Origin of the sequence: Paracoccus sp. NFXS7, assembly GCF_040148865.1 — a bacterium.
Lineage (GTDB): Bacteria > Pseudomonadota > Alphaproteobacteria > Rhodobacterales > Rhodobacteraceae > Paracoccus > Paracoccus marcusii.
This window is the reverse complement of sequence record NZ_JAKEKV010000001.1, coordinates 1-23050: the sequence shown is the minus strand read 5'-3', so window position 1 is coordinate 23050 and position 23050 is coordinate 1. Positions and strand designations below refer to the sequence as shown.

Below are 23050 nucleotides of genomic sequence, written 5' to 3'. Positions count from 1 at the left end.
CTCAGCGCAGGATGCTGCGGCCGGCGTATTCGGCGGTGGCGCCCAGCATTTCCTCGATGCGGATCAGCTGGTTGTACTTGGCCAACCGGTCGGAACGGGCCAGCGAACCGGTCTTGATCTGACCACAGTTGGTGGCGACGGCCAAGTCAGCGATGGTCGCGTCCTCGGTCTCGCCCGAACGGTGCGACATGACGCTGGTATAGCCCGCGCGGTCAGCCATGCGCACGGCGTCCAGCGTTTCCGACAACGTGCCGATCTGGTTGACCTTGACCAGCAGGCTGTTGCCGCAACCACGCTCGATCCCCTGGGCCAGGCGCACGGGGTTGGTCACGAACAGGTCGTCGCCGACCAGCTGCACGCGGTCGCCCAGACGGTCGGTCAGCTGCTTCCAGCCGTCCCAGTCATCCTCGGCGCAGCCATCCTCGATCGACAGGATCGGATAGGCGTCGCAGAGCGCGGCCAGGTAATCGACGTTCTCGCCGGGAGTCAGGGACTTGCCCTCGCCCTTCATCTCGTACTTGCCGCCCTTGAAGTATTCGGTGGAGGCGCAGTCCAGCGCCAGCATGATGTCGTCGCCGGGACGATAGCCGGCCTTCTCGATGGCCTTCAGGATGAAATCCAGGGCGTCGCGGGTGGACGACAGGTTCGGGGCAAAGCCGCCCTCGTCGCCGATGCCCGTGGACAGGCCCGCCGCCGACAGCTCCTTCTTCAGCGTGTGGAAGATTTCCGACCCCATGCGCACGGCCTCGCGGATGTTCTCCGCGGCGACCGGCATGATCATGAATTCCTGGATGTCGATCGGGTTGTCGGCATGCTCGCCGCCATTGATGATGTTCATCATCGGGACCGGCAGGATGCGCGCGCTGGTGCCGCCGACATAGCGGTAGAGCGGCTGGTTGGTCGCATCCGCCGCGGCCTTGGCCACCGCCATCGACACGCCCAGGATCGCGTTGGCGCCCAGGCGGCCCTTGTTGGGCGTGCCGTCCAGCTCGCACATCATCATGTCGATGGCGCGCTGTTCGGTCGAATCCTCGCCCACCAGGTTCTCGGCGATCTCGCCGTTGACGGCAGCCACCGCCTCCAGCACGCCCTTGCCCATATAGCGGGACTTGTCGCCGTCGCGCTTTTCGACCGCCTCGTGCGCGCCGGTCGACGCGCCGGAGGGAACGGCCGCGCGGCCCATGGTGCCGTCTTCCAGGGTCACGTCGACCTCGACGGTCGGGTTGCCGCGGCTGTCCAGGATTTCACGGGCGAAGATGTCGATGATGGCGGTCATAAGCGCACTCCGGTTGATGCTTGGCGCCTTGTTAGCGCCGCAAGCCCGGTTTCGCAATCTTCACGGAAAGCGGATGCGCGCCCAGATCGGCAGGTGGTCGGACGCGTCGCGCGCCCCGGCCTCGTTGAAGACGCCGGTTTCCAGGACGTGCAGGTTCGTGGACAGGGCCATCCGGTCCAGCCGCAGCCGGGGCAGGGGCGCGGGCCAGGACGGTCCCGGCGCCACGACCCGGAACCCGGCCAGCGATTCAAGACCCCGGTCGTCGCGCCATTCGTTGAAATCGCCCATCATCACGATATGGTCGTCCGCGATCCGAGAGGCCTGCGCGGTGATCCGGGCCAGCTGCGCGCGCCGCGACGACCGCGCCAGCCCCAGATGCGCGCCGATCAGCGTCAGGCCCGGCAGGCGCAGGGCCACCGCGCCGCGCGGCTCCAGACCCGGCAGGGGCAGCCGGCGCAGCACCGCCTGTTCGGCCAGATGCGGGCGCATCAGGATCGTCTGGCCATGCCAGCCCAGGCTGCTTTCGGTCGTGCCGTAGATGTCGGCAGGCACCAGCCCCGTTTCCGACTGGATCAGGTTGCGCGGCAGGGCCTCGGGGCGTGCGCCAAGGCGAAAATCTACCTCCTGCAGCGCGATGATGTCCGGGTCCAGCGACCGGATCACCGCCAGGTTGCGCAGCGGCGCATGCGGGCCGGTCATCCCACGGCACTTGTGCAGGTTGTAGCTTGCGATCTTCAGCATCAATCCGTCCGAACTGGCGTTGCGGGTGATCTTGGCGGGGTCCGCGTCACGCGCAAGGGGCAGGCGCGCACAACCCCGTCAGGTGCCGCAGAATGTCTGGCGAACCGCCTGCGCAGGTGTCGGTGCCTGCGCCAGATCTGCCCAATCGGTGCGCAGGTCGCGCGGATGGGTGATCGCGTCGAACAGTCGTTCGAATGGCGCCATGTCGCCCGCCACGGCGGATGCGATCGCCTGTTCGACCCGGTGGTTGCGCGGAATGCGCCGCGGGTTTGCCCGGACCATCACGGTCGTGTCGGGCGACAGCGCCTGCCAGTCTCGCGCCCAAGCGTCAAAAGCTGCGGGGTCTGCGAATTCGTCGCGCGCGGTCCCGTCCGACAGGCCTGCGAAGACACGGGTGAAATCGGCCCGCTGTTCGGCCATCATCTGCAGCAGGCTCTCGATCAGCGACTGGTTCGCGGTACCGTCGATGCCCAGCTTGTCGCCGAACCGGCGCAGCCATGCGGCCTGATACAGCGGTGCAAAGCGATGGACGGCGGTGGTCGCGGCCTCGACCGCGGCCTCCTCCTCTCCCATCAGGGGGATCAGGCAGGTCGCGAACTGGGCCAGGTTCCAGACGGCGATCTGGGGCTGGTTCGCCCATGCATAGCGGCCCTGGCGATCGATCGAGGAAAAGACCGTGTCGGGGTGATAGACGTCCATGAAGGCACAGGGCCCGTAGTCGATCGTCTCGCCCGAGATCGCCATGTTGTCGGTGTTCATCACCCCGTGGATGAAGCCCAGCGCCATCCATTGCGCGATGGTTTCGGCCTGCGCGGCGACGACCCGGTCCAGCAGGGCCAGGGGGCCGTCTGCGTCGGGATAGTGGCGCGCGATCACGTGGTCGGTCAGGGCCGCCAGTGCATCCTTGCGGTCGCGCACGGCAAAGTACTGGAACGTGCCGACGCGGATGTGGCTGGCGGCGACGCGGGTCAGGACGGCGCCGGGCAGGCCGCCCTGTTCGCGCCACACCTGATCGCCGGTGGCGACGGCGGCCAGCGCGCGGGTTGTGGGCACGCCCATCGCCGCCATGAATTCGCTGACCAGGTATTCGCGCAGCACCGGCCCCATCCAGGCCCGCCCGTCGCCGCTACGAGAGAAGGGCGTCGGTCCCGATCCCTTCAGCTGGATGTCAAACCGCGCCCCGTCGGGGGCCACAATCTCTCCCAGAAGGACGGCGCGCCCGTCGCCCAACTGCGGCACGAAGCCGCCGAACTGGTGCCCGGCATAGGCCTGGGCCAGCGGCGCCGCACCCTGGGGGACGGCATTGCCCGACAGCATCTCGACCGTCAGCGCGTCGCGGTCCAGCCCCAGACGATCCGCCAGCTGTCCGTTCAGCGCAAGCAGGCTGGGGGCGGTTACGGGGGTAGGGTCCACGCGGGCAAAGAACCCTTGCGGCATCCGGGCATAGCTGTTGTCGAAACGGATCATCGCGGTCTCCTTTGACCATTACATAGGCGCGCATCCCGGCATTGCCAGCCCGGAACCCTTGCGCCACAGGCGTCAAGGGCGTATCGGCATCCGGCAAAAGGAGCTGTCCCATGAAATTTCTCGACCTCGCCAAAGTCTATATCCGCTCGGGCGGGGGTGGCGCGGGCTGCGTGTCGTTCCGCCGCGAGAAGTTCATCGAATACGGCGGTCCCGATGGCGGTGACGGCGGCCGCGGCGGCGATGTCTGGGCCGAGGCGGTCGATGGGCTGAACACCCTGATCGATTTCCGCTATCAGCAGCATTTCTTTGCCAAGTCCGGCCAGCACGGCATGGGCAGCCAGATGACCGGCAAGTCCGCCGACGACGTCGTGCTGCGGGTGCCCGTCGGCACCGAGATCCTGGACGAGGACGAAGAGACCGTGATCGCGGACATGACCGAGGTCGGACAGCGCGTGCTGTTGGCCAAGGGCGGCAACGGGGGCTGGGGGAACCTGCATTTCAAGTCCTCGACCAACCGCAGCCCGCGCACCGCCAATCCTGGGCTGGAGGGGGTCGAGCGGACCATCTGGCTGCGGCTGAAGCTGATCGCGGATGCGGGCCTTGTGGGCCTGCCCAATGCCGGCAAGTCGACGTTTCTGGCCGCCGTGTCGAACGCACGTCCCAAGATCGCCGACTACCCCTTCACCACGCTGCACCCCAACCTTGGCGTCGTCGGTGTGGACGGGCGCGAATTCGTGATGGCCGACATTCCGGGGCTGATCGAGGGTGCGAGCGAGGGCCGGGGCCTGGGCGATCAGTTCCTGGGCCATGTCGAACGGTCGAACGTGCTGCTGCATCTGGTGGACGGCACATCCGAGACCGTGGCCGAGGATGCGCGCACCATCCTGACCGAGCTGGAGGCCTATTCGCCGGTCCTGATGCAGAAGCCGCGCGTGACCGCGCTGAACAAGATCGACGCCCTGGAGGAGGAGGAGATCGCCGAGCGCCGCGCCGCGCTGGAGGCGGAGCTGGGCCATCCGGTCATGCTGATGTCGGGCGTGGCCCGCACCGGCGTGACCGACGTGCTGCGCGCGCTGTGGACCCAGATCGAGCCCTCGCGCGCGCCCGCTGCCCCCGAAACGCCCGAGGGGACATGGCAGCCGTGAGCATGCCGCGGCTTGGCGGGGCCCGCAGGCTGGTCGTCAAGATCGGCTCGGCGCTGCTGGTCGGCCCCGAGGGCCTGCGCGGCGACTGGCTGCGCGGGCTGTGCGATGACGTAGCCGCATGGCGGGCGCAAGGCTGCGACGTCGTGCTGGTCAGTTCGGGATCGATCGCACTTGGGCGGCGGGTGCTGGGCCTGCCTTCCGGCGCGCTGCCGCTGGAACAGGCGCAGGCCGCGGCGGCCGTCGGCCAGATCCGCCTGGCCCGCGCCTATGAGGAGGCCCTGGCACCCCATGGCGTCATCACTGCGCAGGTTCTGCTGACGCTGGAGGACAGCGCCGACCGTCGCCGCTATCTGAACAGCCGCGCGACGATGCAGACCCTGCTGGGCCTGGGCGTGGTACCCATCGTGAACGAGAACGACACCGTCGCCACCGACGAGATCCGCTTTGGCGACAACGATCGCCTGGCCGCGCAGATCGCCGTGACCTGCGGCGCGGACCAGCTGCTTCTGCTGTCGGATGTCGACGGGCTCTATACGGCGAACCCCAAGACCGATCCGACGGCCCGCCATCTGCCGGTGATCGAGACGATCACCCCCGAGATCGAGGCGATGGGCGGCGACCCCGTGTCGGGCCTGTCCAAGGGCGGCATGAAGACCAAGCTGATGGCGGCGCGCACCGCGGTGGCGGGCGGATGCGCGATGGCGATTGCCGAGGGGTCGGTCCTCCGCCCGCTGTCGGCCGTTGCACAGGGCGCCCGGACTACGTGGTTCCTGCCCGAGGCGGATCCGCAGCTTGCCCGAAAGCGCTGGATCGCCGCGATGAAGCCCAAGGGCACGGTCATGGTGGACGATGGTGCGCGCCTGGCGCTTGGCCGTGGCAAATCGTTGCTGCCTGCGGGCGTGACGCAAGTGCAGGGCGATTTCGGGCGCGGCGATCCGGTGGCGATCACCGACCACGCCGGCCAGCGTCTGGCGACCGGGCTGATCCGCTATACCGCAACCGAAGCGCGGGCCATCGCCGGTCATCACTCGGCACAGATCGAGACGATCCTGGGCTATCCCGGTCGGGCGGCACTGATCCATCGCGATGACATGGTGACGTGACGGACGTCTGACGCCCTATCGGGCACAGGCACCGGGCGGGGGGTCCGGGGGGCTGGCCCCCCGGCCGTCGCGGGACGCAATCAGCCGCCGACGGGGCGCCGTGCTCCGGTCAGGCGGGCGACGCCGCGGCTGCGGGTCAGGCGGATCGCGGTGCTGCCCGGCGTGGGCAGCGACAGGACGGCCTGCCGCAGCGCCAGGATCGCCTCGTCGCTGCTGCGCGGCAGGTCCGCTGGCATGATCGGCGCGCCGATGGTCACGCGATAGGGTTGGCCGGTCTTGTTCAGCACCTCGTTGAACAGCGTCACGTCGCGCAGCGTCGGATGGATCTTGTCGAACAAGTAGAAAAGCGCCGAATTTCGCGCCCGGATGCGCAGCGGGATCACCGGCAGGTCAAACTTGCGGGCGATCATTGCGGCGCTTGCCATCCAGGGACGCTCGTTCAGGGTCAGGCCGGTGCGCTTGGCAAGGCGGCCCGACGGAAAGATCAGGCCGATCCGGCCCGCCGCAATCGCGTCGCGAGTATAGTCCATCGTCGCGCGGGTCTTGGCATGGCTGCGCTTTTCAACCCGCCACTCGACGGGGGCGATCATGTCGATCATCTGCGGCAAGACGCGGATCATGTCGTGGTTGGCATAGATGAACACGTCGTCGCGCAGCTGCGAGATCACCGCATTCAGGAAGATCCCGTCTGCGATGCCGGTGGGATGGTTGGCCACGATCAGGGCAGGGCCGGTGGCGGGGATATGCTCCAACCCTTCGACCTGCAGATCGCGGACGATCAGGTCGCTCATCCGGCGGAAGATCTCGGCCGGGGGCAGGTCGCGAAACTCGGCGCCCAGATCGACGGTGCGGGGATAGCGCAGAAGATGCATCATCAACCATCGCGCCACGCGGTCGCGGGGACGTCCGGAAAACAGCCAGGGCGCCCGCTCCGCGATCAGCGGGTCCAGGCGCGCCTGCATCTCGGCGCGGGCCTCCTCATGCTTGCCCATCGCGTCCCCCTCAGCGTCCCGCAGCGATCATGCGCGAGACCATCTCGCGTGTATTGCGGCTCAAACCCGCGAGAGATGCGATCCGTTCCAATGCATTGCGCGCGTGATCGCGGCGCGCGGCGTCATAGCGGGGCCATGTCTCGAACGCGGTGGACATGCGCGCGGCGATCTGCGGGTTGACCGCATCCATGCGCATCACCCAATCCGCCGTGAACGCATAGCCCGACCCGTCGGCCGCGTGAAAGCCCGCATGGTTCGCCGCCAGACCGCCCAGCAGCGCGCGAAAGCGGTTGGGGTTCTTCCAGTCGAAATCGGGGCGCGCGGCCAGCCGTTCCGCGATGGCGACGGTGTAAGACGGGGGCGCGGCCATGACCTGGATTCCGAACCATTTGTCCATGACCAACCGGTTGTCGGCGAACTCGTCGTGCAGCATCCGCAACGCGCTGTCGCCGCGGCCAAGGCGCAGCAGCACGGCCAGTGCGGCCATGCGTTCGGTCATGTTGCCCGCGATGCCGAACAGCACCTCGGCCCGGTCGCCGCCGTCGATCCGCCCCAGCAACCCCAGCGCCGCGATGCGCAGCGACCGGCGCGCAGCCGCGTCCGCATCGGGGGAATAGGCGCCCGGCACGGTCATCGTGTCGTACAGTTCTGCCAGCAGATCCTGATGCGCCATGGCAATGCGGCGGGCCAGCCCCGTACGCGCCTGGTGGATCGCATCGGGGTCGGGCGTGGTGCCGGTGGTGGCCAGACGGGTCGCGATCTCCTCCTCGCCGGGCAGGTTCAGGCACAGCGCACGGAATGCCGGATCGGCATCGGCATCGCCGGCCAGCGCGCCGATCGCGGTGATGTAGTCGTCGCCCGCATCCGCTCCGCGCGCCAGCTGGGTCAAGGCGGACAGCGCCAGTTCGCGCCCCGCCTCCCACCGGGCAAAGGGGTCGGTGTCATGGGCCAGCAGGAAGGCCCGCGTCGCATCGTCCATCTGCCGCTGCAGCATCACGGGGGCAGAGAACCCGCGCAGGACCGAGGCGACGGGCCGTGCGCCCAGACCTTCGAAGCTAAAGCTTTGCCGATCCTCGGTCATCTCCAGGACGCGGGTCGGCGCGACCTCGTCACCGTTCGGGCCGATCAGGCCGACCGCGATCGGGATGACGCGGGCGGGCTTGTCAGGTTGGCCGGGAGTGGGCGGCGTCTGCTGCGTGAAGTCCAGCGTCAGCGTGCCGTCCTGCCAGGTTTCCTGCAGGGTCAGGACAGGGGTCCCGGCGTCGGTGTACCAGCGCTTGAACTGGGCAAGGTCGCGGCCGGTGGCATCCTCGAAGACCTTCAGCCAATCCTCGATGGTGGCGGCATCGCCGTCGTGACGGTCGAAATACAGGTCCAGCGCGCGGGCATAGCCGTCGTCACCGACCAGCCGCTTCAGCATGCCGATGACCTCTGCGCCCTTCTCATAGACCGTCGCGGTATAGAAGTTGTTGATCTCCTCGTACCGGTCGGGACGCGGGGGATGGGCCAGCGGACCCTGATCCTCGCGGAACTGCCGCGCGCGCAGGGTCTGCACATCCTCGATCCGTTTGACCGCGGCCGAGCGCAGGTCGCTGGTGAACTGCTGGTCGCGAAAGACCGTCAGCCCTTCCTTGAGGCACAGCTGGAACCAGTCGCGGCAGGTGATGCGGTTGCCGGTCCAGTTGTGGAAATACTCGTGCGCGATCACCGCCTCGATCCGCTCATAGTCGCCATCAGTCGCGGTATCCGGAGAGGCCAGCACCAGTTTCGAGTTGAAGATGTTCAACCCCTTGTTTTCCATGGCGCCCATGTTGAAATCGTCGACCGCGACGATGTTGAACACGTCCAGGTCATATTCGCGGCCATAGACGTCCTCGTCCCAGCGCATCGACTTGATCAGGCTCTCCATCGCAAATCCCGCGCGGTCCTGATCGCCGGGACGGACCCAGACGTTCAGATCGACCGCGCGCCCCGACCGGGTGGTAAAGCTGTCGCTGACCGCCACCAGATCGCCCGCCACCAGTGCGAACAGATAGGCAGGCTTGGGCCAGGGGTCGTCCCATTCCGCGACGCCGTCCTGGGCGCGCACGGGGTTGCCGTTCGACAGCAGCACCGGCAGGTCGCTGCGCAGCGTCACGCGGAACGTGGTCATCACGTCCGGGCGGTCGGGATAGAAGGTGATGTGGCGAAACCCCTCGGCCTCGCACTGGGTGCAGAAGATGCCGCCCGACAGATACAGGCCCTCGAAGGCGGTGTTGTCCTGCGGATCGATGCGCACGTCGGTCGCCAGCGTGAAGGGCACGCGGGGCAGGGCATCGGCGCGGATGGTCAGCGTCTCGTCATCGCGAAGGACGTGGGCCGGGTCCACGGTCACCCCGTCGATGCGCAGCGACTGCAACCGCAGCCCCGCGCCGCCATCCAGCACCAGATCGACCGGCTGGTCCGACGGTTCCAGGTCCAGTTCGGTCAGAACGACCGTGTCGCGCGGGGCCAGGGTCACGTCCAGCCGGGTCTGTGACAGGGTGAACGGCCAGGGACGGTAATCGGCAAGGTGCTGGACAGGCTGCGGTTTCTCGACGGACATGGTCAGCGGCCTTTCGTAAAAATGCGGCCGCAAGCGGAACCCCGGCCTTTAGTCGGTGTTAATCGCCTGAACGCCGGCTCGCAAGGCGTGGCGTCGGGCGTTGGCGGTTGACAGCCGAACGGTCACACGCCACAGCTTCGCGACCTAACCCGGTCAAAATACAGTCTGAATCGGAGACCTGCATGAGCTATGATCCCAACGATCCGAACCGCGTGAAACCCGGCACCACCCCCAAGGAAACCTATGTCGAGCCGGTGGAGCGCAAGTCGTCCGCGCTGCCGCTGATCATCGGTGTCCTGCTGGCGCTGGCGCTGGCCTATTTCGTGCTGCAGCGTTTCATGGCTGATGACACGACCGTCGTCGAAGGTGACACCACCACCGTGACGACCACCGAACCCGCCCCCGAGACGACCACGGCCCCCGCCGTCGTCGAAGAACCCGAAGTTGATGCTGCGGCGTCCGAGGCCGAAGCCGCTGCCGACAACGCGGCAGCCGAAGCAGAGGCTGCAGCCGAGAGCGCGTCCGAGGCCGCCGATGATGCCGCCGCCGGTGCCGCCGATGCAGCCGACGACGCCGCCGATGCCGCCGGCGCCGCTGCTGACAGCGCGGTCGAAGCCGCAGGCAACGCAGCCGACGCAGCCGGCACCGCGATCGACAACGCCGTTGACGGTGCAGGCGAGGCCGCATCGAACGCAGCGGATGCCGCAGCAGAGGCAGCCGACAGTGCGGCTGACGCCGTTGACGACGCCGTCAGCGTCGAAGAGCCCGCGACCACCCCTGCGCCTGCGACCACCGCGCCGGCGACCACCACGACGCCGGCCCCGGCCAACTGATCCGACCGGTCAGGTCATGGAACGGCCCGGATGCATCCGCATCCGGGCCGTTTTCACATGCGCTGGACCGGTTGTTCCCAAGCCGCCGCAATGGTCTTTCCGAGCCGGTCGCGACAGCGCAGCCTTGTGAAACAATATTTCGCGATGCTATGACGTTTGCGACGAAAGATCACCAGACCGGGGGGCATCAGAGCCATGAAGATTGGCGCAACGAGGGAAAGCTTTGAAGGCGAGGCGCGGGTGGCGATCACGCCATCCACCGCCGCGCATCTGGGCAAGCTGGGGCATGACGTGTTCGTGGAAAGCGGCGCGGGCGCGCGCGCGGGGTTCGCTGACGACGACTATCGCGGTGCCGGCGTGACGGTCTGCCAGACCGCGGCGGAGCTGATCGATGCGGTGGACGTGGTGGCCAAGGTGCGCCAGCCGACCACGGCCGAGATCGGCCAGATGAAGGCGGGGCAGACGCTGATCTCGTTCTTCTATCCGGCGCAGAACGCCGAACTGCTGGCGCAGGCCAAGGACCAGGGCATCACCGCGATCGCCATGGACATGGTGCCGCGCATCAGCCGCGCGCAGAAGATGGACGCGCTGTCGTCGATGGCCAACATCGCGGGCTATCGCGCCGTCATCGAGGCGGCGAACAACTTCGGCCGCTTCTTCACCGGACAGGTGACGGCGGCAGGCAAGGTCCCGCCGGCCAAGGTGCTGGTCGTGGGGGCAGGGGTCGCGGGTCTTGCGGCCATCGGCACCTCGGTCAGCCTTGGCGCGCAGGTCCATGCCTTTGACGTGCGCCCCGAAGTGGCCGAACAGATCGAATCGATGGGTGCCGAGTTCGTCTACCTTGAGTTCGACGCACCCGCACAGGACGGCGCCGCCACGGGCGGCTATGCCGCGCCGTCGAGCCCCGAGTTTCGTGAGAAGCAGTTGGCCCGGTTCCGCGAGCTGGCACCCCAGATGGACATCGTCATCACCACGGCGCTGATCCCCGGACGCGACGCGCCAAAGCTGTGGACTGCCGACATGGTGGCCATGATGAAACAGGGCAGCGTCATCATCGATCTGGCGGCCGAAAAGGGCGGCAACTGCGACCTGACCGTGCCGGACGAACGCATCGTCACCGACAACGGCGTGGTCATCGTCGGCTATACCGACTTTCCGTCGCGCATGGGCGCGCAGGCCTCCGAGCTGTACGGCAACAACATCCGCCATTTCGTGGCCGACCTGACGCCCAAGAAGGATGGCGTCATCGTCCACAACATGGAGGACGACGTCATCCGCGGTGCGACGGTCGTGCATGATCATGACGTCACTTGGCCGCCCCCGCCGCCCAAGGTCGCCGCCATCGCGGCGCAAAAGCCCAAGGAGAAGAAGAAGGAGCTGACCCCCGACGAACGCCGCGCCGCCGACGCCGCGGCCTTCAAGGCCGAGACCGCCAGCCAGATCAAGCTTCTGCTGGGCGGTGGCCTGGTCGTGCTGCTGATCGGGCTGATCGCGCCTGCCAGCTTCATGTCGCATTTCATCGTCTTCGTGCTGGCCTGTTTCGTGGGCTTCCGGGTGATCTGGAACGTGGCGCATTCGCTGCACACGCCGCTGATGGCCATCACGAATGCGATCAGTTCGATCATCATCCTGGGCGCGCTGATGCAGATCGGGTCGGGATCGGCCTGGGTCGTGATCCTGGGCGCGCTGGCCGTGCTGATGGCATCGGTCAACATCTTTGGTGGCTTCATGGTCACCCGGCGCATGCTTGCCATGTTCCAGAAGTCGTAAGGGGTCGGGACAATGGAATACGGATTCACCACTGCGGCCTATGTGGTCGCCTCGGTCCTGTTCATCCTGTCGCTTGGCGGGCTGTCGGGACAGGAAAGCGCCAAGCGCGCGATCTGGTACGGCATCGTCGGCATGGGCCTTGCGGTCGTGGCGACGATGTTCGGGCCGGGCGCGGGCAACTGGCTGCTGTCGCTGATCATGATCGCCATCGGCGGCACCGGCGGCTGGCTGGTCGCCAAGCGCGTGCAGATGACCGAGATGCCCCAGCTGGTCGCGGCAATGCATTCGCTGGTCGGTCTGGCCGCGGTCTTTGTCGGCTTCAACGCCCAGATCGAGCTGTCGCGCGTCCTGCGCCTGCATGCCGAAGGGTTCGAGGCCGAACTGACCGGTTTTGCGGCCCTGCTGGCCCACAAGACCGCCCCCGAGATCGCCATGCTGAAGATCGAGGTCTTCCTGGGCATCTTCATCGGCGCGGTGACCTTCACCGGGTCGGTCGTCGCCTTCGGCAAGCTGGCGGGCCGTGTCGACGGCAAGCCCAAGAAGCTGCCGGGCGGCCACATGCTGAACGCGGGCGCGCTGGCGCTGTCGCTGCTGATCGGGGTGCTGTATTTCACCGGCGTCGGTCCGGCGGTGTTCTGGCTGATCCTGGTGACGCTGCTGGCGTTCTTCATCGGCTATCACCTGATTATGGGCATCGGCGGCGCGGACATGCCGGTCGTGGTGTCGATGCTGAACAGCTATTCCGGTTGGGCGGCGGCGATGATCGGCTTTACCCTGTCGAACGACCTGCTGATCGTGACGGGCGCGCTGGTCGGATCGTCGGGTGCTATCCTGTCCTATATCATGTGCAAGGCGATGAACCGGAACTTCGTCAGCGTGATCCTGGGCGGTTTCGGCGGAGAGACCGGCCCCGCAGCCGAGATCGAGGGCGAGCAGATCGCCATCGATGCGGACGGCGTGGCATCCGCGCTGAACGAGGCGGACAGCGTCGTGATCGTGCCGGGCTATGGCATGGCGGTCGCGCAGGCGCAGGGTGCGGTCAGCGAACTGACGCGCAAGCTGCGCGCGGCGGGCAAGACGGTGCGTTTTGCCATCCACCCCGTCGCGGGGCGTCTGCCGGGCCACATGAACGTGCTGCTGGCCGAGGCCAAGGTGCCCTATGACATCGTGCTGGAGATGGACGAGATCAACGAGGATTTCCCCTCGACCGACGTCGTCATCATCATCGGGTCCAATGATATCGTGAACCCCGCGGCCCAAGACGATCCGAACAGCCCCATCGCCGGCATGCCGGTGCTGGAGGTGTGGCGCGCCAAGCAGGTCTTCGTGTCCAAGCGCGGGCAGGGCACCGGCTATAGCGGCATCGAGAACCCGCTGTTCTTCAAGGAGAACACCCGGATGTTCTATGGCGATGCCAAGGACAGCATCAACAAGCTGCTGCCCATGATCGACTGATCCGGCGCAATCGTGCCACGGACGCCCGCCGGTTCGCAGCCGGCGGGCGTTCCCACTTGTGCCGCCTGTCGCGGTGGTCTTGAAATGGGGCAGGGGCCGTTGCCCCGTCTTCAGGAGCGGCAGATGAACCCGGCCACAGAACATCCCCTGCGCTATGCGCTGGTCAACGAACTGCATGCCCGGCCCTCGCCGCGGATCACCGCGCCGGCGACCGCGGTCTTCGTGGCGTTCAAGGAACCGCGCGACGCCGCCAACCGCGACCGGGCGCAGGATCTGGCGCATCTGGGCGAACTGGTCAGCCGCCATGGCGGTCCACGCCCCGATCCCGATGACAGCCACTACCAGGGCCAGCTTGGCCGTCACGAACTGAAATGGGAGAGCCACACCGAGTTCGTGACCTATATGGCGATGACGCCGGGTCTTCCGATCCGTCCGTTCGACCCGTCGGCAGCGGCGATCTTTCCCGACGCCTGGCAGCACGCCGCGCCGGGCAAGCGCGTCGCGGCGGTGATGATCCAGGTCGATCTGCTGCCCGATGACCCGGCCGAGGCGCTGGCCCGCATCGACGGCTGGTTCGCGCGCGACAGCCTGGCCGCGATCTGGGTGCTGGACGAGACCGCGATGGTCGCGGGTGATTTCCGCATCGACGCGGACGGCTGGATGCGGTTCGCCATCTTCGTGCGGCCCGGCACGTCGGACGGCCGCATCGGGCGCCTGGTGCATCGCCTGGTCGAGCTGGAGACCTATCGCGCCATGTCGATGCTGGGCCTTGGGCGCGCGCGCGGTCTGGGCAACCGCCTGAACGAGCTGGAGCCGCGCCTGACCGCGATCCTGGAATCGATGACCGACGACGCGCAGCCCGCAGAACAGCTGCTGCATGACCTGCTGGCGGTCTCGACCCAGCTGGAGGCGCAGGCCGTCCTGCATTCGTTCCGGTTCGGTGCCAACAGCGCCTATGAGGCGATCGTGCATGACCGGATCGCCGCCCTGCGGGAGACGCGGTTTCTGGACCGCCAGATGCTGACCGAATTCATGCGCAGGCGGTACCAACCGGCCATGCGCACGGCGAAATCGGCGGAACGGCGGCTGGCCACGATGCTGGAACGCACAGCCCGCGCGGCCGAGCTGCTGCGCACGCGTGTCGACGTGGAACGCAGCGCCCAGAACCAGAAGATCATGCACCGCATGGACCGCCGCGCCGACATGCAGCTGCGGCTGCAGCACACGGTCGAGGGGCTGTCGGTCGTCGCCATCAGCTATTACGCGGTAGGCCTGCTGAGCTATGCGCTGGCGCCGCTGGCGGGGCGCGCGGGGCTGGACAAGACGCTGGTCGTCGCCGTGCTGACGCCCCTGACGGTGCTGGGCGTCTGGTGGGCGATGCGCCGGGTGCGCGCACAGTTCCACGACCCCGGCAGCGACGATTTGTGACTTGTGGCACCTGCTGCGGGGGGCGATACATCGGGCCTGACCCGTGAAGGACCACGACCGATGCGCCTGACCCTTGCCCTGCTGGCAACCCTGACCCTGACTGCCTGCGGCGTGCCCTTCGTTCCCCTGATCTGACGAGGTATCCATGTCCAAGACGCTGACGATGTACGGCCTTGCCCATTGTTCGACCTGCCAGAAGGCGCAGGCCGACCTGCAGGACAACGGATGGACGGTACAGTTCCGCGATGTCCAGAAGGAGCCGCTGTCCGCGGAGGAACGCGCGGCCCTTGTCGCGCAGTTCGGTGACAAGATCATCAACCGCGCCAGCCTGACATGGCGCGGCCTGTCCGACGACGAGCGCGCGGCCGATCCGGTCGCCATGATGGGCGAAAAGCCGAGCGTGATGAAGCGCCCGGCGATTCGCGCCGACGATCTTTCCGGACTTGGTTGGACCGCAAATGTCAAGCGGTCATTTGGCGTGCCAGCCTGACGACACGGGGCAGGGCAGGGGGCATTGCCCTGCCCGGTCTAGCCCTTGCGGCTGGCCAGCGACGCGATCAGCGGCCGCACGCCGCTGAGGTCGTACCCGGCGGCGTCGGCCGTCTTCAGGATCTCATCCTCGGGCATGCGCCCGGCCTGCGTCAGGGCCCAGAGGACCGTGCTGCGGTTGCCGGACCGACAATATGCGATCACCGGCCCCTGTCCCACGGTCGCCTTCCCGAAATCCGCGATCAGCTGCGGCGTGATCTGGCCCGGGTGGATCGGCAGGTAATGATAGCGCATTCCGGCAGCCTCTGCCGCCTGCGCCATCGCATCGTGATCGATCTCGGCCTCGACCTCCTCGTCGGGGCGATTGTTGACCAGGACCTTGAATCCCGCATCGGCCAAGGCCGGGACATCCTCGGGCAGGATCTGCGGAGAGACGGCAAGGTTGGGGCTGATTTGGCGCAGATCCATCATGGGGCCTTTCGTGCACGGGTCCGCCCCGAAGTGGCGTCTTTCGTCGCCGGTTGTCAAGCCGGCTGCCTAGAGCGCCATCGCCTGATCCACCAGACCCGGCAGATCGTCAAAGCGATCGAAGGCCGCGTGATGCGGCAGATCGGCGATGGCCGTCATGCGATAGCCGCCCGAATAGATCAGGAACGGCACTGGCACCGCCGCCGCGCAATTCGCGTCAAATTCACTGTCACCGACATACAGCGCACGGGGGGCATTCCCTTCCACGCCCAGCATCTGCAGGGCCAGGCGCAAGGGCGCGGGGTCGGGCTTGCGCTGCGGCAGGCTGTCCCCTCCGACAACGACAGGGAACAGACGATCCAGCGCGAAATGCTGCAACACGCTGCGCGTCGGGCCCATCGGCTTGTTGGTGCAGATGCCCAAGGGATGACCCGCATCGGCCAGCCGCCCCACAGCCTCGATCACGCCCGGAAACAGGCGTGTCAGGGCCGTGGCATCATGATAGCGCGCCATGAAGGCCGCGATCAGCGCGGGCCGATGCACCGGCTCGATACCGCAGGCGGCGATGATCCGAGTCCACAGCAGCTCGACACCGCCACCGATGAAGCTGCGCACTCGCGCCAGGGGCAGCGGTGCGATCTGATGCTGGCGCAGGACCGCGTTCACGCAGGCGTGGATGTCGGGCGCGCTGTCGATCAGCGTGCCGTCCAGGTCGAATACGATCGGGCAGGGTCTGTCCATGGTCATGCGGCCTTCCATTTGATCGAGCATCCCATCGATGCGACCTGATCGCGCGGACCTTGCCCGGTTTCCGCGATCTGCACCATGGCCAGATAAAGGTCGCGGCGGGCGTCCGTCGCCGCCGCCGCGCGGGCCGAGGCATCCAGTCGACCGCGATACTGCAGCCGACCGTCGGCGGAATAGCCAAAAAAGTCGGGCGTGCATTCGGCGCCATAGGCCCGTGCGATCGACTGATCCGCATCATACAGGTAGGGAAAGCGAAAACCGTTTCGCTGCGCCAAGTCCTTCATAAGCGCCGGGCTATCCTCCGGATAGGCCGCGACGTCGTTCGAAGAAATGGCAACGACGCCGATGCCGTGGTCCATCAGCGCATGCGCATCGCGGATGATGCGGTCCAGGATCGACCTGACATAGGGGCAATGGTTGCAGATGAACATCACCAGCGTCCCACGCGATCCGGCAACCTGCGAAAGCGTCACGACGCTTCCGTCCGTATCGCGCAGCGCAAAGCCGTGCCAAGGCGCATCGAAATCGCAGACAGGTGGCGATACGGCCATGTGATCCTCCGATCCACTTTCCGGAACCTTGAAAGATACGTGCCATAGGGACAAGTGGTGAAAAGGTTGAAAGGCTAACCAGAGAGACATCTTTGTTACATAATACAGATTATCAGAAAAACGCTTCCCCTGCTTTCGACCGCCTTTCTACAGCAATCCCGGAACCTGTGACCCTTTGTTTGCGTCTGTTTGACAGAACCTGACATCAAAGGACATTCATCATGAAATATGTGGCTGTGGGACTGTGCGGTGCGATTCTGGCCCTTTCGGCATGCGGGACGACGGTTGGCGAGCGCGCTGCGACCGGCGGTCTCGGCGGTGCGGCCGTGGCGGGTCCGGCCGGCGCGGTCGTTGGCGGAACCGTGGGTGCGGTCAGCGCAACGCAGTAAACCTTGATAAGATTAATCGTGGCGGCCGCGTTTCTCTGGAACGCGGCCGTTTTCGTGCCGGTCTTGCAGCCCTTGCCGGCATCCCCTACATCATGTGTGACAAAGACAAGGATCCGCCCATGGCCATGGAAGCGCATGATATCGAGGCCCTTCTGCGGGTCTCTTTTCCCCAGGCAAAGATCACGATCACTGATCTGGCCGGTGATGGAAACCACTATGCCGCCGAAGTTATCGACGAAAGCTTTCGCGGGCTGAATCGCGTGCAGCAACAGCGCGCCGTCTATGCCGCCCTTCAGGGCAAGATGGACGGCCCTGCCGGAGAGTTGCATGCGCTTGCCCTGACCACCAAGGCGCCTGACTGACGCGCCCCCTGCCCCATTACAAGGATTGCCGATATGAGCGACGCGAACACGCGCATCCAGGACATGATCGACCGCAACGACGTGGTCCTGTTCATGAAAGGCACGCCCGAGATGCCCCAATGCGGCTTTTCGAGCAGAGTTGCCGGCGTTCTGAACTATATGGGCGTGCCCTACGAGGGCGTGAACGTATTATCGGACGCTGACATCCGCCAAGGGATCAAGGATTTCTCCGACTGGCCCACCATTCCCCAGCTTTACGTCAAGGGTGAGTTCGTAGGTGGCTGCGACATCATCACCGAGATGACATTGTCAGGAGAACTTGATCAGCTGCTGGAAAAACAGGGCGTCGCGTTCGACAAGGATGCAGCCAACAAGATCCGGGAGGCAAATGCCTGATCTGGAACAAAAAAAGGGCGCCGATGCGCCCTTTTTCACATCATGTCGTCGGGATCGTAATCCATCCTGTCGTGTCGACGTTGCTGCATTGCTGCGGCCAACGTGACACCGACAGCGAACGCTCCAACCAGCTTGGTCATCGTTCCAGCATTGCTGTCGGTCGCTTGGCGTAACTGATGTGCGCCGTTTTGAAACGACTGCTTTGCAGCAGTAACGTTGGAAGACGTCAGACCCGCAGCGCGAGCGGTATTGCGGACGCTGCCGAACAGCTTTTCTTCTGCATCAGAAGCAAGTTTGGTCGCGCGAGAGCCAGCCTGATCCATCAGCGAATGTGCCTTCGCTTCGGCCAGTTCGACAATTCGCGTCGCTTCCGCCCGCGCACGAGTCGCCGCCGCATCGGCCGCCAAAGAAACCCGAGCTTCGACCTCACGTTTCAGATCATCAGTTGTCGGCATAGTGTGCTTGCGCTTTGCCGCCATGGCCAGAAGGATGATCATCAGCACGATCAAACCTCCGCCGATGGTCAACGACGCCAAGGTCGAGCCCCAATCCAGATAGTTGGCAAGCCACGACCACAGGGCAGCCGTCAAGAATCCGCCAGCCATCAGTCCGACCAATCCGGCGACGGCCTTCATCGCCGTGCGCCGGACCGTGTCGCCGACAGCTTCCTGAACGCGTCGGGCGAAATCGAACATATGCCCGACCTCAGCGACGCGAGATCAGCAGACCGACCAGGAAGCCGACACCGGCCGCGATACCCAAGGCCTGCGCCGGGTTGCGGCGAACCATCTCGGACACTTCATCATAACGCTCTTCAGCGTAGTGAGCGACTTCGGTTGCCTTCTGCTGGCCTGCTTCGTACAGGCGCTCTGCCTCCAGACGCGCGCGGTCGGCATATTCCTGACCGGTCTCGCGGGCGCGTTCGGCATAGTACTTGCCCGTTTCGACGGCATCATCGGCCAGTGCTGCGCCACGCTCTTTCAGGCGTGCCGCACCCGAATTGTCGGACAGTTCGCGCGCGGTGTCACGAACGTCGTCCGCAATCTTGCGGGCACCATCCTTCAGGTCGCCGTGGGCTTCGTTCGCAGCCGAACGGGCGTCGCGTTTGATGTCGTCAGCAGTGGGGTTATGTGCCATGGTAATGTCCTTTCATCGGCGTCTTGTCACCGTCGATGGACAAACCGTCACAAGGTCTGGATTGTTCCCGCACTGCAGCAAAATCTTTGCCAGTGCTGAACGCGAAAGGGCGTGGTAGGGGCGGTCGGACTCGAACCGACACTCATTGCTGAAACGGATTTTGAATCCGTCGCGTCTACCATTCCGCCACGCCCCCGGACTGGTCCCGGCGCCCTTTCGGCAGCGGTCCGTGCGGACCGTTGGGCTTGGCGTAAATCCAGTCGCGACGATTTGCAAGGGGCGGCGTGCGCCCCCTGCCCCGCGGCCTCAGGCGCGACCCAGCTTGACCAGTCGGGCGTCGCGAAGCTGCGCGAAGTCATCGCCCGCATGATACGACGACCGGGTCAGCGGCGTCGCCGAGACCATCAGGAAACCCTTGCCATAGGCTGCCTTCTCATAGCCCGAAAATTCCTCGGGCGTGACGAAGCGGTCGACGCGATGGTGCTTGGGGCTGGGCTGCAGATACTGGCCGATAGTGATGAAGTCGATGTCAGCCGCCCGCATGTCGTCCATGACCTGCAGCACGCCTTGGCGATCCTCTCCCAATCCGACCATGATGCCGGATTTGGTGAACATCGACGGGTCTAGTTCCTTGACCCGCTGCAGCAGGCGCAGTGAATGGAAATAGCGGGCGCCGGGACGGACCTCCGGGTACAGGCCCGGCACCGTTTCAAGGTTGTGGTTGAACACGTCGGGACGCGCCTCGACCACGGTCTCCAAGGCGCCAGGCTTTGACTTCAGAAAGTCGGGCACCAGCACCTCGATCGTGGAGGTCGGAGAGCGGTGTCGGATCGCCCGGATGGTCTGGGCAAAATGCTCGGCCCCGCCATCGTCCAGGTCGTCGCGATCGACGCTGGTGATGACGACGTGGTTCAGGCCCAGCTTCTGCACGGCATGGGCGACGCGGCCGGGTTCGAACGTGTCCAGCGACTGCGGCTTACCCGTCGCGACGTTGCAGAAGGTGCAGCCGCGGGTGCAGATCTCGCCCATGATCATCATGGTGGCGTGGCCCTGGCTCCAGCATTCACCGACATTGGGACAGCCGGCCTCCTCGCAGACAGTCGACAGACGGTTCTCGCGCAGCAGGTCGCGCGTCTGCTTGTACCCCGCAGAGGTGGGCGCCTTGACGCGAATCCAGTCCGGCTTCTTGGGCTGGGCCTGATCGGGTCGGTGCGCCTTTTCCGGGTGGCGCTGATCCGGGATCCTGAGGTCGCGCAAGGTCATGGTCCTTTCGGTCGCGGTTCGGGCAGAAATAGGGGCTTTGCAACGATTTGGCAACGCATCCCCTGCCCCTGCGTCCACATGGCTGCCTTGCGATCAGCCCAGATCAAGCAGCGGTCGCGCCGCCGCGGTCAGCAGGCGGGCCAGATCGTCGAACCAGCCCTGCCCCGGAGTCGATGCGCGGCGCATCAGCATGACCTGCCGCGCGGGCTGGGGGTCGGGAAACCTGACGGCCGTCAGGCCGGGTGCCGCCGCCAGCTCCTGCCGGCGGGCGATCTCTGGCAGGAAGGTCAGGCCCATGCCCTGCGCGGCAAGGCGGCACAGCGTCGACAGCGACGCGGCCCCCAGGTCCAGCCGCGCCGCGCGGCGGTTCAGCCCGCAGACCTCCAGGGCCTGGTCGCCAAGGCAATGCCCCTCGTCCAGCAACAGAAGCTGGCCGGGATCCAGCGCGTCAGGGGACAGCGGTCGGCTGCGCAGATCGGCGATTCGCGCCGCGCTGCCGGCTAGCAGAAAGCGGTCGGCGAACAGCGGTATGGCCTGCAGGCCCGGCCCTTCGGGCGGGCTGGCGACGACGATGGCATCCAGCCGCCCCGCCTGCAGTTCGTCCAGCAGGCGGTCGGTCTGCGCCTCGCGCAGATGCAGGTCGCGCCCGATGTCGCGCGCCCGCAAAAGGGGCAGCGCCTCGGGCAGCAGATAGGGCGCGACGGTGGGGATCATGCCCAGCATCAACCGGCCGCCCTGCCCCGGCTGCCGCAAGTCCTGTTCCAGATCGGTCATCGCGGCCATGACCCGTTGGGCGTGGTCCTGCAGCGCGCGGCCCTGCGGGGTCAGGACGACACCCTGCGGGGTGCGTTCGACCAGACGGGCGCCGATCTCCTCCTCCAGCGCGCGGATCTGCATGGACAGCGCGGGTTGCGTGACGTTGATCGATTCGGCAGCGCGTGTGAAATGGGTGTGCTGCGCCAGGGACAGGAAATAGCGCAGCTGGCGCAGGGTGATATTCATAAGGGGGCCTGATCAACGACGCGCGGTCAATGCTTACCATCTTATCGACCAGCCCCCGTCTGCGGCAATGACCTTCAGCCGATCAGCCGCGATCCCTTGCCGTAGGTTTCCTCATAGTGCCGCTCAAGCCGCATCAGGGCCAGACGCAGGACGATCTTTCCAGACCGTGCGGACCAGCCAAGACGCCGTTCCGTCATCTCGATCCCCTCCAGAAAGCAGCACACCCGAAGGACGATGTCGCCCATGCCCGGGCCAAGGTCGCGCAGCGCGACGGCCACCCGGTCGCGCGCCGATTCCGATCCGCCGCGATAACCGCCGCCGCCACGCGACACGTCGATCCCCGAGGTCATGAAGCCGTCCCAGTTCTGGGTGACGCGCGGACCCATCTGAGCCAGCTCGAAATCCTCGCGCAGGCGTTCGCCCGCGGTGACCATGCCCGGCGTCAGGAATGCCTGCCCATCATGGTCACGCCGCCGCGCCAGCACCAGAAGCGGGCTTTCCGCGATGTTCACCCGGGTCTGGCGGCGGCGACCATCCTCGGGATCTTCGATGACGCGATCCTCCCACACCCGGTGACGGTCGCCGTGGTCAAACGCCGCCTGGGCCTCGGCCATGCCGTGGACGGGCTGGGCATCCTCGTGGACCGGGTGGGCGTCCGCAAACGACGATGGCCCCGGCACGGCGCTGCGCTGGCGGGGCGACCGCAGCATCTGGCGCAGGGCCTCGCGTCCTGCCGGCGCGATGACATAGCGCTGGATGCGCCCCCCGCCCCGCGTCTGCACGACCCATCCCTTCAGCGCCATCATCTCTGCCAGGGCGCGTTCCAGAACGGCGGTACGGATGTCGTCGCGCGTGACGATCGCCTTGTCCATGCCGGGGGCCGATGCCATGCACGCACCCGGCTCTGCCAACCGGCGCAGCACGCGCAGGGCCTGACGCTCATCAGGCGCATTTGCCCCCTCGGGCCGCGGTGCCAGCGCGGCATCCACCAGCGGATCGTCGCGGCGCGCCTCGAACCGGCGGATGCGGCGCAGGATGGTCGAGGCATGAACACCGGCCTCGCGCGCCAGGGCACGGATCGTCACCCCCTGGTCGACATGGCGCAGGTAAAGGCGCGCGTCCTCGCTCAGGTCGTCTTGCGCGCAGGTCTGCCCTTGCACCTGCGCACGGTGCTCCGCGATGCCCGTGTGGATTGCGAAATCACCGGTCAATATGGTCATGTCAGGTCCCTTGTCGTCCTCGGGCAGCCCGGCAGTAGACTACCCTGGGTTGAAATCTTTCCCTGTGGTTAACAGGTTGTTTCTGCACATAGCCGCAACATTCCCTAGGGTCAGGACCCATTGATCCTGCGCGTTCGGCATGATTCAGGCTCCTCAAGGAGACCTGATCGATGAGCAACCTTTTCTGGCTGACCGACGCGCAGATGGCGCGGCTCCAGCCCTTCTTCCCCAA

The 23050-nt window shown here is 66.3% G+C and carries 22 protein-coding genes and 1 tRNA gene; 9 read left to right on the top strand and 14 right to left on the bottom strand.

Going from position 1 to position 23050, the window contains the following annotated elements; translation table 11 throughout:
• Window position 1 precedes the first annotated feature (1 nt).
• The 3 genes from eno to LZ686_RS00105 form a co-directional block, all read right to left on the bottom strand.
• Window positions 2-1276 carry a phosphopyruvate hydratase gene (gene eno, locus LZ686_RS00115; protein ID WP_252929166.1) on the bottom strand — a complete coding sequence of 425 codons (1275 nt, stop codon included), beginning with the start codon at window positions 1274-1276 and terminating at the stop codon, window positions 2-4.
• A 60-nt stretch (window positions 1277-1336) separates the two neighbouring features.
• Window positions 1337-2017, bottom strand: coding sequence for an endonuclease/exonuclease/phosphatase family protein (locus LZ686_RS00110; RefSeq protein WP_045981399.1), 681 nt, complete (start codon window positions 2015-2017; stop codon window positions 1337-1339).
• A gap of 78 nt (window positions 2018-2095) precedes the next feature.
• Window positions 2096-3484, bottom strand: a complete 1389-nt coding sequence (locus tag LZ686_RS00105; protein ID WP_349546605.1) for a protein adenylyltransferase SelO — start codon at window positions 3482-3484, stop codon at window positions 2096-2098.
• A 110-nt stretch (window positions 3485-3594) separates the two neighbouring features.
• Between LZ686_RS00105 and obgE the strand changes: the two genes are divergently transcribed.
• Both obgE and proB read left to right on the top strand, forming a co-directional pair.
• Complete coding sequence (obgE, locus tag LZ686_RS00100) at window positions 3595-4629, top strand: GTPase ObgE (RefSeq protein WP_194885443.1); 1035 nt, start codon at window positions 3595-3597, stop codon at window positions 4627-4629.
• Window positions 4617-5732, top strand: a complete 1116-nt coding sequence (gene proB / locus LZ686_RS00095) for a glutamate 5-kinase (protein WP_349546604.1) — start codon at window positions 4617-4619, stop codon at window positions 5730-5732. Before obgE ends, proB begins: the two co-directional genes overlap by 13 nt.
• Before the next feature lie 80 nt (window positions 5733-5812).
• On the opposite strand, the gene LZ686_RS00090 is transcribed toward proB, so the two are convergent.
• Together LZ686_RS00090 and pepN are read right to left on the bottom strand one after the other, a co-directional pair.
• On the bottom strand, window positions 5813-6724 hold the full coding sequence (locus LZ686_RS00090) for a 1-acyl-sn-glycerol-3-phosphate acyltransferase (protein WP_349546603.1): 912 nt from the start codon (window positions 6722-6724) through the stop codon (window positions 5813-5815).
• 10 nt (window positions 6725-6734) lie between these two features.
• The gene (pepN, locus tag LZ686_RS00085; RefSeq protein ID WP_349546602.1) at window positions 6735-9308 is read right to left on the bottom strand and encodes an aminopeptidase N; all 2574 of its coding nucleotides are present in this window, start codon (window positions 9306-9308) and stop codon (window positions 6735-6737) included.
• Window positions 9309-9490: 182 nt separating this feature from the next.
• Between pepN and LZ686_RS00080 the strand changes: the two genes are divergently transcribed.
• The 5 genes from LZ686_RS00080 (at window position 9491) to LZ686_RS00060 (ending at window position 15284) form a co-directional block, all read left to right on the top strand.
• Window positions 9491-10141, top strand: coding sequence for a hypothetical protein (locus tag LZ686_RS00080; protein ID WP_148912176.1), 651 nt, complete (start codon window positions 9491-9493; stop codon window positions 10139-10141).
• A gap of 195 nt (window positions 10142-10336) precedes the next feature.
• Window positions 10337-11911: a Re/Si-specific NAD(P)(+) transhydrogenase subunit alpha gene (locus LZ686_RS00075; RefSeq protein WP_349546601.1), complete on the top strand. Its 1575-nt coding sequence runs from the start codon at window positions 10337-10339 to the stop codon at window positions 11909-11911.
• Window positions 11912-11923: 12 nt separating this feature from the next.
• Entirely contained in the window at window positions 11924-13366 is a 1443-nt protein-coding gene (locus tag LZ686_RS00070) for an NAD(P)(+) transhydrogenase (Re/Si-specific) subunit beta (protein ID WP_349546600.1), read from the top strand.
• A gap of 123 nt (window positions 13367-13489) precedes the next feature.
• Complete coding sequence (locus LZ686_RS00065; protein WP_045999217.1) at window positions 13490-14794, top strand: DUF3422 family protein; 1305 nt, start codon at window positions 13490-13492, stop codon at window positions 14792-14794.
• A gap of 145 nt (window positions 14795-14939) precedes the next feature.
• Window positions 14940-15284 (top strand): arsenate reductase family protein, encoded by a 345-nt coding sequence (locus tag LZ686_RS00060; RefSeq protein WP_349546599.1) that lies wholly within the window; start codon window positions 14940-14942, stop codon window positions 15282-15284.
• Between the two features lie 38 nt (window positions 15285-15322).
• Here the strand turns inward: LZ686_RS00060 and LZ686_RS00055 are convergent, their stop codons facing one another.
• From LZ686_RS00055 to LZ686_RS00045, 3 genes are all read right to left on the bottom strand, one after another.
• Entirely contained in the window at window positions 15323-15751 is a 429-nt protein-coding gene (locus LZ686_RS00055; protein WP_349546597.1) for a protein tyrosine phosphatase family protein, read from the bottom strand.
• A 69-nt stretch (window positions 15752-15820) separates the two neighbouring features.
• Window positions 15821-16498 (bottom strand): phosphoglycolate phosphatase, encoded by a 678-nt coding sequence (gene gph, locus LZ686_RS00050; RefSeq protein ID WP_164871428.1) that lies wholly within the window; start codon window positions 16496-16498, stop codon window positions 15821-15823.
• Window positions 16495-17049: a thioredoxin family protein gene (locus LZ686_RS00045; RefSeq protein WP_349546596.1), complete on the bottom strand. Its 555-nt coding sequence runs from the start codon at window positions 17047-17049 to the stop codon at window positions 16495-16497. The genes gph and LZ686_RS00045 overlap by 4 nt, the downstream gene beginning before the upstream one ends.
• 508 nt (window positions 17050-17557) lie before the next feature.
• On the opposite strand from LZ686_RS00045, the gene LZ686_RS00040 reads away from it, so the two are divergent.
• Both LZ686_RS00040 and grxD read left to right on the top strand, forming a co-directional pair.
• Window positions 17558-17800 (top strand): BolA/IbaG family iron-sulfur metabolism protein, encoded by a 243-nt coding sequence (locus tag LZ686_RS00040; RefSeq protein ID WP_045999221.1) that lies wholly within the window; start codon window positions 17558-17560, stop codon window positions 17798-17800.
• A gap of 33 nt (window positions 17801-17833) precedes the next feature.
• Window positions 17834-18196 (top strand): Grx4 family monothiol glutaredoxin, encoded by a 363-nt coding sequence (grxD, locus tag LZ686_RS00035; protein WP_349546595.1) that lies wholly within the window; start codon window positions 17834-17836, stop codon window positions 18194-18196.
• Window positions 18197-18231: 35 nt separating this feature from the next.
• On the opposite strand, the gene LZ686_RS00030 is transcribed toward grxD, so the two are convergent.
• The 6 genes from LZ686_RS00030 to LZ686_RS00005 form a co-directional block, all read right to left on the bottom strand.
• Complete coding sequence (locus LZ686_RS00030; protein WP_349546594.1) at window positions 18232-18891, bottom strand: phage holin family protein; 660 nt, start codon at window positions 18889-18891, stop codon at window positions 18232-18234.
• Between the two features lie 10 nt (window positions 18892-18901).
• Complete coding sequence (locus LZ686_RS00025) at window positions 18902-19333, bottom strand: ElaB/YgaM/YqjD family protein (RefSeq protein ID WP_045980861.1); 432 nt, start codon at window positions 19331-19333, stop codon at window positions 18902-18904.
• Between the two features lie 112 nt (window positions 19334-19445).
• Window positions 19446-19529 (bottom strand) — tRNA-Leu (locus LZ686_RS00020).
• A gap of 110 nt (window positions 19530-19639) precedes the next feature.
• Window positions 19640-20596 (bottom strand): lipoyl synthase, encoded by a 957-nt coding sequence (gene lipA / locus LZ686_RS00015; RefSeq protein ID WP_349546593.1) that lies wholly within the window; start codon window positions 20594-20596, stop codon window positions 19640-19642.
• 93 nt (window positions 20597-20689) lie between these two features.
• A complete protein-coding gene (locus LZ686_RS00010; RefSeq protein WP_045999267.1) occupies window positions 20690-21598 on the bottom strand; it encodes a hydrogen peroxide-inducible genes activator in 909 nt (302 codons plus the stop codon).
• A gap of 74 nt (window positions 21599-21672) precedes the next feature.
• Window positions 21673-22818 carry a DUF6456 domain-containing protein gene (locus LZ686_RS00005; protein WP_349546592.1) on the bottom strand — a complete coding sequence of 382 codons (1146 nt, stop codon included), beginning with the start codon at window positions 22816-22818 and terminating at the stop codon, window positions 21673-21675.
• Window positions 22819-23050: the final 232 nt, after the last annotated feature.